The sequence below is a fragment of the Legionella maceachernii genome (assembly GCF_900167045.1).
Classification (GTDB): Bacteria; Pseudomonadota; Gammaproteobacteria; order Legionellales; family Legionellaceae; genus Tatlockia; species Tatlockia maceachernii.
On record NZ_FUXJ01000004.1, the window covers coordinates 40,885 to 56,220 of the forward strand.

The following is a 15,336-nucleotide window of genomic DNA, read 5'->3' on the forward strand; positions in this document are numbered from 1 at the left end:
TAGAAATGTTTACTATACCCATATCATTGGGTATATAAAATAAACCAATGGAGGAGCAATGAAGTTTATCGTGGGCTTTATGGCAATAATTATCAGCACTTCACTTTTAGCAGACTCAAGTACTCAGCCACAAACTGAAGGATGCATCGTGGAGGGAAGCCAAATTCAGCTCATGGGTAAATTGATCAGTGAGACCACCTCGAAAATGTTGGATGACACCGATCCAAAAGGCAGGGATCCATTGGAAACTTATTGGGTTCTTTCTACTGAAAAATCCTATTGTGGCGAAAGTTATAATACTGAAACTAAGGCACTCAATCGCATTGGAGAGCTAACTTCTCGTTTTCAATTAATCCTTAAACCCGAGCAATATAATGAGCAACAGGATTTATTGGGTAAGAAAGTGATTGTTGAAGGAAAAATGCTACTTGCTCACACCGGACAGCACCACACTAAGATGCTCATCGATGTAAATTCAATTGAATCCGCGACTTGTAGTTCAGAATTATAGCTTATTCTAAGCGTTTTAGGCGGAGTTGTATCTCAAATTTTTCAAAAAAGATTTTCAGAAAATTTTACTTATTTTTATAAATTATTTTCAGCATAAAATTCTCCTAAAAATAATCCATTTATTTGCTAGACTTAAATTGAAAAACTAAGAGATTCTTATGAAAATAGCCTGGCTTACGGATATCCATTTAAATTTTTTAGATCGCAATTCGCGAAAAAGATTCTACGAATTTATTGCAATCACCAAAGCAGATTTGCTCATGATTAGTGGGGATATTGCTGAAGCTCCCTCCGTTAAAGAGGTATTAATCGAGATGGGAAAAGAAGTGAGTAGACCCATCTATTTTGTACTCGGTAATCACGATTATTATTTTGGTTATGTGCAAGAAGTGAGAGAAGAGATGACGCAGTTAACCCATGGTGAACCACTGCTTTATTGGCTTCCTGCGACAAAACCCATTGCGTTGAAAAAAAACGTTTTTTTAGTGGGACAGGATGGATGGGCGGATGGTCGCTATGGTAACTACTACAAAAGCCCTGTTGCTGTGAATGATAGTCGCCTTATTATCGATTTATTTTTACAACAAGGGATGGGAAAAAAGCAACTGTTAGAGCAAATGAGGGAATTGGCAGATACCGATGCCCAGCAATTAAAAAATAAATTACAGGAAGCTGCGGATTTGGGAGCGAAACAAATCTTAATCATTACGCATGTACCTCCCTTTAAGGAAAATTGCTTTTATCGAGGTAAGGAGGGAACGCAGGATTTTTTGCCTTATTATGCATCGCAAGCAACAGGGAATGTTTTACTTGAATTAGCACATGAGAATCAACAAATTCATTTCGCGGTTTTTTGTGGGCATACGCATGCTAAAAGTATCTATAAACCCTTAGAAAATTTAACCATTAAATCAGGACAAGCTGAATATTATATGCCGGAAATTCAAGAAATTATTACCATTTAAAGACGGTTATTGGCCTATAGATTAAGTAAAATTTTATCCAGCCCTAGAGATAAAACATCCACAAAAATAACCACGGCATACCTAAGAGCAGGCTGACCGGATAGCGCAACTAACAGAAAGATATTGGATTTAGAAAAGCGCTTGAACAGAAACAGCTGCAACCGTTTCGAGGATTTATTAACCCTGCTAGAAATAAGATTGGAATATTCTTAACTCAATTAAGACGATATTTTCTGGAATATACTTCCCTATGCTGCATTAACCTCACTAGCCCTGGAAAAGTTATGAAGGAGGAAGTAGAATTTAGGGCTTCAATAGCAATTTAACATTTTTAGCCAAGGGCATGAATGGGTATGAGTTAGCAATTCTGCAAATGTTCAGCCTAAAAATTAGTGAGATTTCTAGCAATGTTGCTTTAACTGTTTAATGTTAAATAAAAAACAAGAGGTATCTTTATGACTGTAATACTAAGCCTAGGTGATGTAGTCACACAAAATCAGCTTGCTACTGTTAGTCAGTTTGCATCATTTATAGATCCAGTCAACCCTCAAGCTAAAATGCCTGTATTGGATAAGATTTTACAGAGTAAAGCGATGGGTGATTTACTTAAACAATTTAAAACAGGGCAAATATCAGAAGAAGCCTTCCTAATCGATATACTGAAAAGAATTGAAGAAAATACGGGTGTTGCTTTGAGCAAGGAGCAATTCTATGCAGCTTGGAATGCTATGAATCCCTCATCATCTAGCTTTATAAGCAGATTAAATGAAGTTGCAATGCATCGTGATGTTATTTTTGTAAGTGAGACAAATCCTATTGACATGGCGCACTTAAAGCAGGAGCTACAAAAGGAAAATATTCCTTTCACGACTGATGAAGAAAATAATTTAACTTCCCTTGCAGGCATTCCGCTATATTTATCTTATGTACACAAACAACCAAAAGAATCTCTTATCTTAACAGTAATAGAGAAGCTTAAAAAAAATTCCTTAAATCCTGAGCAACTCTATTTTCATCCATGGGATATTAAATACATGCTAAGTGATCGCAGTATTCCCCACGAGCAATTGGAAAAACTAAATCAAGAGAGTAAGGAAACAGTGAGTGAAGCACTGGAGACAAAAGGAATTGCGACTCTTGTGTGGCATATTAGCCAAGGTGAAAAGTTTGCAGAGGCTATTAAATCTGAAAATATCTATCATGTACCTGTTGCAAAGCTTTAACTGTTAGCGCAGGATTTTAAATATGCACTCTAATAAAAAACTTGTGTTATTGCGCATAGTTCTCATCATGCTCGGTAGTGTTGGTATGAGTCAGATAAGGTTTTATTCCAGCTAAAACTCAAAAAATCTACATTGATTTACCTGCCCCTATGCAGCAGTAGCTGGGAGTTACCTATTTTTACCCACTAAAATAATGGGCAATATCCCTGAAATTGGTGCTCAAGCCTATGATAAGCCTGCGTAAATTGTCCCAATCGATAGAATAGACTTCCTTTCATTCAGTTGTCTTACCTTCAATTGCTATTTAAAAAATGAAATAGACTCTCTATAGGCCTGGTATTTGCATCAATCACTTTGCTTTTATGGGAAATGTTTGCTTTATTAAAAGGAAGATCACCTTTGTTAACTTCATGATTTATAATGATAGAGTTTATTGACACCCTAAGAAAATCGGCTGTGTTTTCCTGTCTACAAGAAAATGAATTGCAAGATCTTGTCAGTAAATTCGAATTCATTCATTTAAAGGCAGGAGAAATTCTTTTCTCAAGGGGAGATAAACCGGATTACATCTATCTTGTCGTGACTGGCAATGTTTCTAGCTATTTTATGAATAAAAATAATCAGCCAGAAATTATCGGTAGTATTGAGCAGGGACAGATTGTAGGTGAAGCGGGAGTGCTTTCGGGTGAACCGCGTATGCTTACTGTGAAAGCAACAGCACCCTCAGAGCTGGCTCGACTACCGGCTGAGCAGTTTAATGCCTTATGCAGTAACAATCCAGTTATATTGCAAGAGACTACTAAAATTGTCATCAAGCGTTCTCAACGCACCATGAACCACATTGCTGATGAATCTGCTCAGCAATGGCATATTCTCATTCCTGTAAATCCTTACATTTTTATTCAGCAATTTTGCGTGAGGTTAAAAAATAATTTAATGAAATATCCCAATATATTCTTTTTTGAAAGCAATGACCTGGAAGCAATCAAGAAAGAGATCGCGAGTTTAGATGAGCACAAGAATCGAGTAATTTTAGTGATCACTTCAGCTGAGATTTTATCGGAGCTAATCCATTTAAATAAAATAAAAACAATTTACTTGTTAGCTGACAATCAAATGGCCGCAAGTATAGATTCTAAAATTCTTGAAGTAATTAACAATAAAAAAAGTGAAATTTATGTGAAATCCGAACTAATTTTATTACACCCTGATCAAATTGAAAGACCTATTAATACAGGAACATGGCTTGAAAAGGCTTCTTTTTCCTTTCATTATCAAATTAAACAAAATCGAGATGCGGACTATCAGCGGTTATTACGCTTTATGAATGGCACTGCTACGGTGCTTGTATTAGGGGGTGGTGGGGCAAAAGGGTGGTTTCATGTAGGGTTAATTAAAGCATTAACTGAGAAGGAAATTGAAATTGATGGCATTGGTGGTGTTAGCGCAGGCGCAATTATTGGTGCGTGTTATTTAATCGATCCGGAGATTAAACAGATTGTTGATAAATTAAAGCAGATTACGCGTGCATTTTACCGTATTACTAAGCTAACAAACTTAACTTGGCCTTTAGTGTCATTATTTAAACCGTCTAATGCAATGGCCTCATTGCAGGCTATATTTCATGACATAAGGATAGAGGATTTATGGCGGCCCTTTTTCTGTGTAACAGCTAATTTATCTTTATGCTGCGAGTCTGTTCATTATCAGGGAGAACTTGCTCCTTTAATTATGGCGAGTAACTCGATTCCTGGGGTATTACCGCCATTTATTCTTAATGGTCAATTGCATTACGATGGTGGGTTAATTAACAATTTACCCATCGATGTGATGCGAAATCGCATTGGCAATCAAAATAGAATTATCGCTTCTAGTCTTTCTACCAGCGGTACCGATAATACCCTCTATCAACTCCCTCAAAAAATTAATCTCATTCAGTTTTTAATGGCTCGGTTTGGAAAAAGTACAAAAAATTACCCGATAATCTGGGATAGTTTTATTAAAGCTTTTTTATTAGGTTCATCACTCAAGGAAAAACAAAACAGCGAATATGCAAATTGTTTAATAAATCCTGATTTAAGCAATTTTAGTATCTATTATTTAAGTAGGGAACAAGAACAACGATTACTTCAATTAGGTTATGAAGAGGGATTAAGGTTAATCGAACGAATGTGAGAATTTACCATGATAGGGATTAGCATTCTAAACGCTTACAATAAATTTTTGCACTGTTTAGGAAAGAAGGGTGTGTTTCAAGATACCCCTTATCCTGATGTACAAACTCATTTCCCGCAGGCAAAAATTCTTGAGGAAAATTATTCGATTATTCATGATGAATATTTGCGCTATTTACAGCTTAGCTTACCATGTCCTAGTTTAATGCAATTGGGGCTATATGGAGGTAATAGGGCCAGTACTTTACCTTGGAATGACTTTCATGCTGAAAACAACAAGGAGGCAGATTGGACCACTGTTTTTTTAAAATTAGATAGCAAAATGGTTAGCAAGAATGTGGAATATTTCCCCCAAACAGCAGAGCTATTAAAGAACATGCCAAACGCCGTGAATGTTTTCTTTTCCCAGCTGGGGCCTCAGTCCAGTATTGAGCCGCATTATGGTTATATGAAAGGCTTTTTGCGTTATCATTTAGGCATTATTATCCCTAAAGAGAAGTTATGTTATTTAGAAGTTAACGGTATTTTATATTATTGGAAACCAGGGGAAAGCGTTGTTTTTGATGATATGTTTTTGCACGCCGCTTATAATAAAACAGATCAGGCAAGGGTAATTTTATTTATTGATTTTTATAGACCGCTTCCTTTCCCTTATGATTGGGTAAATCGAAAAATCGCCAATCTATTGATGAAGAATCAAGTTGTCAAAAGAGCTGAGAGAATAATAAATAGTTATTAGCTTATCCTGGTTCCTTAACCCAGAGTAATATTGCGCCTCCGATAATAAAAAAAGGTAATAGCACGGCCATCCCCAAGCGCTGACTATCAAAATAGGTGGTAAAAATTCCGACCAATAAAGGGCCTAAAAAACTGGTGACCTTCCCCGTAAATGAGTAGAGGCCATACATGCGAGTGATTTCGTTTGGTTTCGCTAATCGAGCGAGAAAGGTTCGGCTGGCAGCCTGTACTGGTCCCACAAAAAGACCAAGTGTGGGGGCAGAGAACCAAAATAAGGTGCTGGATTTCACAGTCAATAAAAAGCAAAAAGTGATAAGCAAACCAAGCAAGGCAAGAAGAACTGTATTTTTTGAGCCGAGCCAATCATCAAGCCAAGCGAATAAGGCAGCTCCTATACCGGCTGAAATATTCATGGTAATTCCAAATATGACAATATCCGTGACACTCAATCCGAAAGTCCCGGCTGCATAGATTCCACCTAAAGCAAATAACGTATTTAAACCATCCATATAAATAATACGTGCGATTAGAAAAAGAGAGAGATTTTTTTGTTGAGGCAACGTTTTAAGAGTTATTAAAAGCGCTTTGAGACCTTTTTTTACAGCAGATTTAATGGGTAAATAATTCGTATTTTGCGACTGCACAATCAAAAATAGAGGCAAACTAAAAATAATTAGCCAAACGACAACTAATAAAGCGATGGCACGAATGTTTGCGGCATTTGCAGTATTGGAATCGAGGTGGCCGGCAATGAAAAAATACAAAGCGGCTAATAAACAAAAAATTCCCCCCAAATAACCGCAACCCCATCCCCATCCGGATATGCGACCAAGGTATGCTTTAGGTGCAATTTTAGGTAAAAAAGCATTGTAAAAAACGGTGCTTTCCTCTAAAGCAAAATTACTAATAAAAATGCAAACTAGCGTCAAAGTAATGGAGTTTGGACTAGGGTATGCAAACCATAGGAGACCGGTTGTTATAATGCCTAAATAGGTAAAAAAGAATAACCAGCGCTTGGAGTGTCCACCATAATCTGCGATAGCACCTAGAAAGGGACTGATGATGGCTATGAAAAAAGCAGAAGCTGAAATGGTATATCCCCACAAGGTAGTACCGTCAATGGTATTGGGGGCGATTTTTTCTGAGAAATAAGTTGCAAAAACAAAAGTAAGAATCACTACAAAATAGGATGAACTGGCAAAATCGTAGAGTGCCCAAGCAATAATGTCTTTGATTTTAGTCTTCTCTGCGGGCATCCTAATCATTACCCAATCCTTTGCTTTGATTTCACTTTAGAGAATACCTCAAATTTAGTTATTGAATCTACTATGCATTCGACAATGATTATCTATACTAGTTAGTAAAACCAAGAGAATTATCATGACTGATACAATTAAAATGGAATTTAAAAATAAATTACTTATCCTTGGGTTTGGCAGTATTGGGCAGGCAATTCTTCCTCTTTTATTTAAACATTTAAATCTTGCACCTTCTCAAGTCATTATTCTCTCTTCAGATTTAGAAGGGCTTCCAATCGCTGAAAAATTTGGTCTAAAAATAAAAGGCGTAACGGTTACAAAAGAAAATTATAGGGATTTATTGGCAAGTCATCTTCAGCAGGGGGATTTTTTATTAAATTTATCGGTAGGGATCTCCAGTCTTGATTTAATTCATTATTGTCAAGAGCATCATATTCTGTATTTAGACACTTGCACCGAACCTTGGGCAGGCCAATACGTGGATAAATCCTTATCAACCTCGTTAAGGACTAACTATGCATTGCGGGAAGCCGTTTTACAGCAAGGAAAGAAGAACGGCCCTACCGCGATTCTTACTCATGGAGCTAATCCGGGCTTGGTATCTCACTTTGTAAAACAAGCATTATGCAATTTGGCATCAGATAATCATTTGGATCTCAAAGGGGTTGATCAACATGATTTTTGGCCACGATTAGCACACGCACTAGGAATAAAAACAATCCATATTGCAGAACGTGATTCGCAAATTTCAACGCAACCTAAAAAGCCCAATGAATTTGTAAATACTTGGTCTATTGATGGGTTAATTTCGGAAGCAAGTCAACCGGCCGAATTGGGATGGGGGACTCATGAAAATCATTGGCCTGAAGACGCTAAAAAACATCCATTTGGTTCCAACAGTGCAATCTATTTGAATCGTTCGGGTGCGGCAACAAGAGTACGAACCTGGACCCCTTCTTATGGGTCTTTCAATGGATTTTTAATTACCCATGCTGAAGCGATCTCGATTGCTGATTATCTTACTCTCAAACAAGATAATAGGGTTTCCTATCGCCCTACGGTTTATTATGCCTATCATCCTTGTCCCGATACTATTCTTTCTTTGCACGAATTAGAAGGGAAAGAGGGGGTGCTCCAAGTACGAAAACGATTTCTTTTAAACGATATTACCGAAGGAGCTGACGAGCTTGGGGTGCTGTTAATGGGAAATAAAAAAGGTGCGTATTGGTTTGGTTCACAGTTGTCCATAAAAGAAGCGCGCGAATTAGTTCCTTTTAACAATGCGACGAGTTTACAAGTGGTTGCTGGAGTATTGGCGGGAGTAATGTGGGGAATCCAAAATCCAGCGCGAGGAGTGGTTGAACCTGAACAGATGGATCATAATTTTGTACTCAAATGGGCTCTCCCCTATTTAGGAAAAGTAGCCGGCTATTATACTGATTGGACGCCGTTGCAAGATCGATCTACCCTTTTTTCCCCTAATTTGGATCATCAGGACCCTTGGCAATTTATTAACTTCCGTGTGTGTTAAGTAAAGTAAGCGCTTGAGCTGTTTGTAAACGTATATTCAGGGTATTTTATGAGTAATTCGGGCATGACTTATTATCCTAATATTTCGTTACACTGTCACTTGCAGGAAAGGTTTCTTTTAAAGCCTCATCTAATGATCTTTCTTTTTTAATTTTTCGACGTCTGGTCGTCATTTTTGATTTTGATTTTTCGTCTCGTAGGGCTTGATGCTTTGAGATTCTTGAATGTTGTTTTAGAGGATCATGACGATCGGATTTTGTATTATGGTGAATATTCATAAAACCCCCTCAGGTGTTAAAGATTAATGTCTTGTGATGTAATTTGGATTTCTCCCTCCTTATGTCGAGCAACGATTAATGTGTATTCGGGAACCTCTAACCAGGTTGTTGCATCTTCGGTTAAGGGTTCAGAGGAAATAATAATGCTCGCTTTTGTGTCGCCTCCTTTCATCCGATATTCTTTCTCATAAAGTCCATAAGATTCGCCATAGGTGTACCAAAGCGAATGATAGGCCGCATGTGTTGAAGGCTGGGATTCCGATGAGAACCAGCCGTAATCTAAAACCAAGCGAGTAGCTGCAATAAATTTGCCATTGGTAATAAATAAATTAACCGGAGAGTTAATGCGAATTTTATTTTTCTTTCTTACAAATTGTAAGATGTTAATTGTTTCGAATACGGCACTAATGATCTCTTTAGTTTCGTAGTCATTCTGCGATTGAGCAAGCTGTGATAACAGCAAGTAATAAATCCATTCGCTATCGGTTGTGCCTTTAATTTCTTTTTTATATTGCTCATCAATAAATTCTAATAAGTCATAACGCATGAGTTTAAAATCATACAATGCTCCATTATGCGCAAGAATCAAGTTAGTTTCAGGCAGAGAAAATGGATGAACATTTTGAATGCCAATCACTTGTTTGTCATTATAGGCGACTCCTCGCAAGTGAGCCAAAAGACAATGAGGAGTAATTTTTGAAGATAAATTACGGAGGTTTTCGTCGTAAAAAGGAAGGTATGGCGTTTTATAAAGAAATGGAAAATCGGGATTATGAGATTCGGTATTCCATGCTGCCATACCAAAACCTGCTAAATTTAATAAATGCGTCATGTAAATGGGGTGATAACTCTGCTTAATGAACGAGTTATCCGGCTTGTATAAAAGCTCTTCAATCAAAATGGGTTTTCCAAGGTAAGATAGAATTCTGCACATAGCATTTTACCTGTTGTAATTTTCGATTTGTAATCTCGAATCCAATTTATCAACAGAACGTTGTAATGCCACGACCGATTTACAAATCAAATGATAAAGTTTATACCACAGCAAAGGTTGAATAACCTCAATGGATTTTAAATGCATCTCATTCATTTTTAATAAAATTGATTTCTCGCAAGTGATAAAAGTAATTGCAAAAGGGTTGCTCTCAAGACATAGATTGGCTAACAACGTGTAAGGACCTATTACGGATAATTTTGCAAGCCTATTGCTTTTCATAATGCTTGATTGAATAGCACCCCGAATTACAATGTAACAAGTGGTATTTTTCTCAGTCTCAGAAATAATCTTACAATTTTTAGGAGCGTCTAAAAGCTGACAGTGTTTAAATAAATTCTCCCACTCCTCCTTGTCAAAATAATTAAAATTCGTGATCAGCATTTCTTTATATTTCTCACTTTTATCGGGAAGCAATATACTGGGTTTATTGATGGAATGGATCACTCTGCCATAGAGCGATAATTTTGACATATCAGAATCGGCTATGTATTCACTGACTTTCTCATGTAAACTTTTAAGGTGGTTGCAGACTTGATGGGTGATGGCCCTTGTAATTTTGTAATTAAGAATAGGAGAGATTAAGGAGACCATTTTTAAATAAATTTTTGATATGAATAAGCAAGTGACATTCTCATTCGTAATGAAAGAAGTATGAGAGGGTTCATTGACTATGTAACTAATTACTCCTAAAAAGCTCCCTGGTGATAAAACGCCTAAATGAAACTTATTTTTATCAAGAATTTTTTCCGTTACGCTGACGGTTCCTTCTAGGATAATAAAAATTCCATCAGATTTTTTACCCTGTTTAATAACAATTTCACTGGCTGAGTAGCTAATAATTTGGCTGTAATTAAGCAGTGATAAAATTTCATCTTTGTTTAAAAATTTATTCAGAGTAAAGTTATCGGAATCATAAATCCATTTTACATATCTGTCTGTGCTTTTATCTTGATTTACTTTCTCAATCATTTTCTTCCTTTAAAACAATATCTGTAAAATTTATCACATTAACATATGCTATATTTTTACAGTATAACCCATTATAAAAATTATGTTATTTAACACGAAAAAAACCAATGTTTAATTGGCTTATTAAATGACTCGTTAAAATAGGGATATTTATCATGATGAAATCGAATTCCAATCAAATTGCGTACAAACTTAGTGATATAAAAAAACGCGCTAAGCAATCGCTTGATAAAGGTGCTGTCACTGAGAATTATCCGCTCGATTAGATCTCGCCTGCAAACATCTAAATGTCGCATTTGAACTGAAATTATGTGTGTATTACGCTATCGTCATCATCAAATTATTGCATCTGGTATTGACAGGCCTCAAGTAATTCGCACTCATGCGTGATGAAATCGTCATGCGGAAAGATGAGTGTAGAACTCTAAAAACTTTTGCAAATCCTGTTGTGTCATTCTCGTTATTCCATATCGAGCTTTCCAAATTTTTTTAATAACCAGAGGAACACGGCTTCGTGTTGCCTTAAGTGCAATTGCCCAAAGATGTGCTATAAATGCACATCCTTTGGTTTTGCAGTCAATATCCAGCAAGTACAGAGCACTTTTAAAGCGCCTAAGATTGTCTTTTTTTAACAACAATGCGGTTCTAGAATTAGGTTTCAATAGATTTTTTTTAGCTAATCTCTTTTTTATTAGTCGATGAAACTGGAACGAATCTTTTCGATGGCGGCCATAGCTTTGATTAATTGATTTAAAATGAATTTCGAGTGGAGAATTTTTCCAGGCAAGCTTCTCTATTGCCTGAAAAATCGCATCAATATCTGTTTCTAAATCAGTAACGGCTATTTCTTTGGGATAAATTAAATAGTCTAAGTTATCATCCAAAAGCATGTATTGAATGACTGGAGGCTTTTTTTCTCCACGAGTAACCCAGCGAATCGCGGCTATATTAGGCATAATGCACTCTGAGTGTCGTTATACTATTAGTTTAGTCATGGAGGCATTTTTTATGTTTCGGGTGAGATTTATGAGCAATGTAGATTATTTTTTTTACTTCAGCAACGATATTACCGTCTGAATCCATAATGGATACAATAAACTCTGTTTCGGTTTTACCGTGTTGAATAACCTCTTGTCGAATTTTTTCAAGTTGATGGGGTGATATTTGAAATGTGGCATAAACTACCCCTTTGGCAGGCACTTTATAGCGTATTGATGCGGATTTATCCCAAACAATATAGCTTTTTCCTAATAAATTCAGCAACATGAGCATATAGAAAGGGTCTGTCATTGAGTATAAAGAGCCACCAAAATGAGTCCCCACGTAATTTTATTCCAAAAGCGCATCTTCATTTGCACGACCACTTCGGAACAATCTGCATTAAACTGTTTGACACGGATTCCTGCACCTAAAAAAGGGGGCCAAAATTTCATTAACTTTAATAATAAAGAAAACTTCATCACACTTTTCTCAATGAATACTTCACTCAAATGTGACATTCATGAATAATTTAAGCAACCACATTATGCATACGCGGCGAGAAAGTCTAGGTTTAATAATAGGAGTTTATTGACAATTAATTGGTGATCCGATGTACTGCTGTTGGATGACTACTTTGATGAGAAGAGGTACTGTGTCACTTTCATCAGTCAGGAAAGTGAATCGGTTTCAAATCCAATTTTCCTAATCAATGCGATTTTGGATTAAATTCGTATAAAACCAATTTATTTGGTTACTGGAAAGTTTTACATTGTAGAATACAAAAATAATGGGCTTGTTTATACACTAGTTTTTGGCTGAGAGTAGGAATGGGGATAAGCCCTCAACAGAAGGATTGAAAAATTAGTAATACAATAACCCAAGAAACGGCATGGAAAACACTCTTAGGTACATTGCTTGCTGCCTTTTACATGATTCTTTTTTTTCTGATGTTTTCTTCGCTAAGCACGCTGGATTTTCTGTCTTTTTATTCATCGTCACAGATCTTAGCGAAAGGAGGTCATCCATACCAGGTTTTATCAGCCATCTCATTTCCAGTGTCAGCCCTTGTGCCTGCCAATTTAAATCCTCCTGTCGTGTTATGGCTTTTCAGTCCTTTCGTAAAATTTAATTATTATGTTGCAGCGGGTTTGTGGTCGGTATTTTCCCTTATTTTGGGATTGATTGGTGCTCGGATTGCATTTTTTTATGCCTTTTCAAGTGATTTTATTAAAAACAATGGGTTTTATTTGTATTTTTTTTATTTATTGAGTTTTCCTACGCTCATGAATACCGGCCTTGCCCAGTTCGGTAGTATTCTTTTATTTTTTGTCATGAGTGGTTATCACTTATACAGGAAAAAACGAGATTATTTCGCAGGAGTTGTTTGGGGAGTCATCATTGCTATCAAGTTCTTTCCTGCATTAATTATGGTCTATGTGCTCGTGCATAGACGTTATAAGGTTTGTTTAATGATGCTGGGTACTGCATTGTTGTTATCACTCCTCCCTGTAGTTTTTTACGGTACAACCTTGTATACAGAATATTTTTCGATGATGTCACTTGTTAAGTGGTATGGAAAGAGTTGGAATGGATCTATTTTAGGAATGATTTACCGTATGATTCCCGGTGAAGGTGCGCAAAATTGGCTTCTTATTAAGCAAATTTATGGTGGATTATTTGGTCTTTTTTTACTGTTTTATGTCAAAAGAATAATAATCATTGAAAAAAAGGGTATTCCACATCAATCGTTTTGCTTAACCCTGGTGATGATGCTGCTGCTAAGTCCTTTCGGGTGGTTATATTATTTTCCCTTACTCGTCTTGCCTTTTTGTTTAACTTGGTTAAATTTTGTGTTTGAAAAGCCAATGACGATGACTAAATTGGCTTGGTTTCTTTGCTTGTTTTTATTCAATATCCCCATCAATAATCTGCCGTTATCCCTCATGCCATCCCTATGGTGTAAATTGAGTGTTTACTCGTTTAATTTTTATGGTTTACTGGTTCTGTTGTACCTTGTTAATAAAATCCAGATGCCTTACCGGAATGTATTGAAAGCCTGAGCCTTTTTAACCTCGTCAATGTCGCCACCTACTTTTTCATGTAGTCTATTGTGTAGTAGTTTAGCGCAGACTTCATAAGATTCGATTTCCACTTGATGGCCTAAGGTTGCTGTGGCTTTAGGCTTCTGCCTGACAAAATTTTCGCCATCAACAAGCCAGACGCCGGAACGTTTGATTTTGTCGTGACCATCTGCCTGAACGATCAGGCCTTGGTTTATCGTAGGCGTAACAACCTGCGTCCCATCAAGCTCGCTGCGTTTTTTGTAATTAATAGGCAAAGCCATGGAGCAGGAGGAAATGATTTGAATTGCGGGGCCATACTCATCACAGTGAAAATCGGGGAATTGCTTTTGCAAATATTTCCCTAACACGCCCTCCTGAGCATCAATACATACGCTACCCGCGAAAGTTATTCCTTTGAACATCTTAAGGTAATCAAGTGTCATCAATTTTCGGTTCACAACACTTTGATGATAAGTGTTTCTCTCCGCTTCGGCGTTTAGTAATTCAGACTCCGGAATGTCAGCGGGCCCTTTGTTAAGTTTGTAGCTTAAATACACCACTTCTCCATTTTTTAGGCCAACAAGCGTATTGATTTTTTGCCGACGGGCCTTATGGCCCATTGTTACTGCAACGGCATCTCTTTCCTCTGTTGCCGTAGTTGCGGTGATATTGACCATAATGAGCAATTCAGGGAAGTATCTGCTTGTTTTGCAATACCCGGCTAATAATAAGGTTTGGGTATTATGGGACATAAATAGTCTTCCACTGCCCGTGGAAGAACAGTGGCTATAGAATTCTGGCATTACGCAAAGCGCCATTTCATCGGGGAATAGGGGCCTTCGCTCAGTAAGTAATCGATAAGCGGTACTTACGTGTTGGTGAAATAACTCAATCTGTTGTGCGATTGTTCTGTAACTAAGCTTCGCAAAATTTCCCGTGGGCATCGATACTGTTGCTACTTTCAAGCTCCGCTGCTCGCAGTATTTGTCGCCAATTTTTTTGAGCAATATACTCAAGGGTTTTTTAAGTTCGTTTAAAGCAGCAATCATTGAATGGGAGTTGATGTCAGGAAGGCAAACTCGAATATAGGATTCTGCTGCAAAAGTAATATTGAGTTGATTCCAAATTTTTTCCGAAAACACACGCTTTAGAATAAGTAATTTCTCAGCTTCTGCATAAGAGAAATAAACCACTGCATCGACGCTAAGATCATCATTAACCCAACCAAAAAAATTGGCATTCGTTGTATGGCGTAAAAGAAGTATCGCTGCACTGTAGGTTGTTTTACCCATATGACAATTATTTAGATCAGTGTGCGCTAAATATAAACAAAAAACATTAACAAAATATTAAATATAAGGTATTGGGTTTCGTCGAAATTCAGTAAACAGGGAAGATTGGTTGTGGATTGTCAACATCTCCTAAATAAGGGGTATTTCTGAACTGAGGAATCGCAAAATAAATTTTATAACTCGTTAACTAATAAGTACGAAGGCTTGGTTGATTAAATACAGCCGGGTTAAACAAATCTAAATTAAGAACATATGCGAGAGCTATTTAAACAGGGCATGATTTTAAATGAAAATATAATAGTAAGCAGTTTGTTTTTTATATCTTTATAATTGAAAAATGTTGCCGAAATTAGAGCA

The 15,336-nt window shown here is 36.8% G+C and carries 15 protein-coding genes; 7 read left to right on the plus strand and 8 right to left on the minus strand.

Annotated features, from left to right (window positions below; translation table 11 throughout):
* Positions 1–58: 58 nt before the first annotated feature.
* The 5 genes from B5D33_RS03520 to B5D33_RS03540 all read left to right on the plus strand — a co-directional run bounded on the left by B5D33_RS03520 (position 59) and on the right by B5D33_RS03540 (position 5,611).
* Positions 59–511, plus strand: a complete 453-nt coding sequence (locus B5D33_RS03520) for a DUF4431 domain-containing protein (RefSeq protein ID WP_058453217.1) — start codon at positions 59–61, stop codon at positions 509–511.
* A gap of 157 nt (positions 512–668) precedes the next feature.
* On the plus strand, positions 669–1,475 hold the full coding sequence (locus B5D33_RS03525; protein WP_058453216.1) for a metallophosphoesterase family protein: 807 nt from the start codon (positions 669–671) through the stop codon (positions 1,473–1,475).
* A 455-nt stretch (positions 1,476–1,930) separates the two neighbouring features.
* The gene (locus B5D33_RS03530; protein WP_058453215.1) at positions 1,931–2,698 is read left to right on the plus strand and encodes an HAD family hydrolase; all 768 of its coding nucleotides are present in this window, start codon (positions 1,931–1,933) and stop codon (positions 2,696–2,698) included.
* Positions 2,699–3,118: 420 nt separating this feature from the next.
* A complete protein-coding gene (locus B5D33_RS03535) occupies positions 3,119–4,873 on the plus strand; it encodes a patatin-like phospholipase family protein (RefSeq protein WP_058453214.1) in 1,755 nt (584 codons plus the stop codon).
* Positions 4,874–4,945: 72 nt separating this feature from the next.
* Positions 4,946–5,611, plus strand: coding sequence for an aspartyl/asparaginyl beta-hydroxylase domain-containing protein (locus tag B5D33_RS03540; RefSeq protein WP_058453213.1), 666 nt, complete (start codon positions 4,946–4,948; stop codon positions 5,609–5,611).
* A 1-nt stretch (position 5,612) separates the two neighbouring features.
* Here B5D33_RS03540 and B5D33_RS03545 read toward each other — a convergent pair whose 3' ends face one another.
* Positions 5,613–6,875: an MFS transporter gene (locus B5D33_RS03545; RefSeq protein ID WP_065240037.1), complete on the minus strand. Its 1,263-nt coding sequence runs from the start codon at positions 6,873–6,875 to the stop codon at positions 5,613–5,615.
* A gap of 115 nt (positions 6,876–6,990) precedes the next feature.
* Here B5D33_RS03545 and B5D33_RS03550 point away from each other — a divergent pair, with 115 nt between their 5' ends.
* Complete coding sequence (locus B5D33_RS03550) at positions 6,991–8,400, plus strand: homospermidine synthase (RefSeq protein ID WP_058453212.1); 1,410 nt, start codon at positions 6,991–6,993, stop codon at positions 8,398–8,400.
* Positions 8,401–8,476: 76 nt separating this feature from the next.
* Here B5D33_RS03550 and B5D33_RS03555 read toward each other — a convergent pair whose 3' ends face one another.
* From B5D33_RS03555 to B5D33_RS16820, 6 genes are all read right to left on the minus strand, one after another.
* A complete protein-coding gene (locus B5D33_RS03555) occupies positions 8,477–8,677 on the minus strand; it encodes a hypothetical protein (protein ID WP_058453211.1) in 201 nt (66 codons plus the stop codon).
* A gap of 16 nt (positions 8,678–8,693) precedes the next feature.
* Positions 8,694–9,611: a class II glutamine amidotransferase gene (locus tag B5D33_RS03560; protein WP_058453210.1), complete on the minus strand. Its 918-nt coding sequence runs from the start codon at positions 9,609–9,611 to the stop codon at positions 8,694–8,696.
* Between the two features lie 6 nt (positions 9,612–9,617).
* Positions 9,618–10,643 (minus strand): cyclic nucleotide-binding domain-containing protein, encoded by a 1,026-nt coding sequence (locus B5D33_RS03565; protein WP_058453209.1) that lies wholly within the window; start codon positions 10,641–10,643, stop codon positions 9,618–9,620.
* A gap of 398 nt (positions 10,644–11,041) precedes the next feature.
* Positions 11,042–11,599: a hypothetical protein gene (locus B5D33_RS03570; protein ID WP_234802448.1), complete on the minus strand. Its 558-nt coding sequence runs from the start codon at positions 11,597–11,599 to the stop codon at positions 11,042–11,044.
* 31 nt (positions 11,600–11,630) lie between these two features.
* The gene (locus B5D33_RS16815) at positions 11,631–11,933 is read right to left on the minus strand and encodes a DUF4442 domain-containing protein (protein WP_234802449.1); all 303 of its coding nucleotides are present in this window, start codon (positions 11,931–11,933) and stop codon (positions 11,631–11,633) included.
* On the minus strand, positions 11,930–12,103 hold the full coding sequence (locus tag B5D33_RS16820; RefSeq protein ID WP_234802450.1) for a DUF4442 domain-containing protein: 174 nt from the start codon (positions 12,101–12,103) through the stop codon (positions 11,930–11,932). The genes B5D33_RS16815 and B5D33_RS16820 overlap by 4 nt, the downstream gene beginning before the upstream one ends.
* 450 nt (positions 12,104–12,553) lie before the next feature.
* Between B5D33_RS16820 and B5D33_RS03580 the strand changes: the two genes are divergently transcribed.
* Positions 12,554–13,684 carry a glycosyltransferase family 87 protein gene (locus B5D33_RS03580; protein WP_058453208.1) on the plus strand — a complete coding sequence of 377 codons (1,131 nt, stop codon included), beginning with the start codon at positions 12,554–12,556 and terminating at the stop codon, positions 13,682–13,684.
* Here B5D33_RS03580 and B5D33_RS03585 read toward each other — a convergent pair.
* Complete coding sequence (locus tag B5D33_RS03585; protein WP_058453207.1) at positions 13,660–14,979, minus strand: hypothetical protein; 1,320 nt, start codon at positions 14,977–14,979, stop codon at positions 13,660–13,662. The genes B5D33_RS03580 and B5D33_RS03585 overlap by 25 nt on opposite strands.
* Between the last annotated feature and the right edge of the window lie 357 nt (positions 14,980–15,336).

Bases quoted from the DNA above. Each gene is read 5' to 3' on its own strand.
- B5D33_RS03520 (WP_058453217.1), top strand. From the start codon at position 59: ATGAAGTTTATCGTGGGCTTTATGGCAATAATTATCAGCACTTCACTT.
- B5D33_RS03525 (WP_058453216.1), top strand. From the start codon at position 669: ATGAAAATAGCCTGGCTTACGGATATCCATTTAAATTTTTTAGATCGC.
- B5D33_RS03530 (WP_058453215.1), top strand. From the start codon at position 1,931: ATGACTGTAATACTAAGCCTAGGTGATGTAGTCACACAAAATCAGCTT.
- B5D33_RS03535 (WP_058453214.1), top strand. From the start codon at position 3,119: ATGATAGAGTTTATTGACACCCTAAGAAAATCGGCTGTGTTTTCCTGT.
- B5D33_RS03545 (WP_065240037.1), bottom strand. From the start codon at position 6,875: ATGATTAGGATGCCCGCAGAGAAGACTAAAATCAAAGACATTATTGCT.
- B5D33_RS03550 (WP_058453212.1), top strand. From the start codon at position 6,991: ATGACTGATACAATTAAAATGGAATTTAAAAATAAATTACTTATCCTT.
- B5D33_RS03555 (WP_058453211.1), bottom strand. From the start codon at position 8,677: ATGAATATTCACCATAATACAAAATCCGATCGTCATGATCCTCTAAAA.
- B5D33_RS03560 (WP_058453210.1), bottom strand. From the start codon at position 9,611: ATGTGCAGAATTCTATCTTACCTTGGAAAACCCATTTTGATTGAAGAG.
- B5D33_RS03565 (WP_058453209.1), bottom strand. From the start codon at position 10,643: ATGATTGAGAAAGTAAATCAAGATAAAAGCACAGACAGATATGTAAAA.
- B5D33_RS03570 (WP_234802448.1), bottom strand. From the start codon at position 11,599: ATGCCTAATATAGCCGCGATTCGCTGGGTTACTCGTGGAGAAAAAAAG.
- B5D33_RS16815 (WP_234802449.1), bottom strand. From the start codon at position 11,933: ATGACAGACCCTTTCTATATGCTCATGTTGCTGAATTTATTAGGAAAA.
- B5D33_RS16820 (WP_234802450.1), bottom strand. From the start codon at position 12,103: ATGAAGTTTTCTTTATTATTAAAGTTAATGAAATTTTGGCCCCCTTTT.
- B5D33_RS03580 (WP_058453208.1), top strand. From the start codon at position 12,554: ATGATTCTTTTTTTTCTGATGTTTTCTTCGCTAAGCACGCTGGATTTT.
- B5D33_RS03585 (WP_058453207.1), bottom strand. From the start codon at position 14,979: ATGGGTAAAACAACCTACAGTGCAGCGATACTTCTTTTACGCCATACA.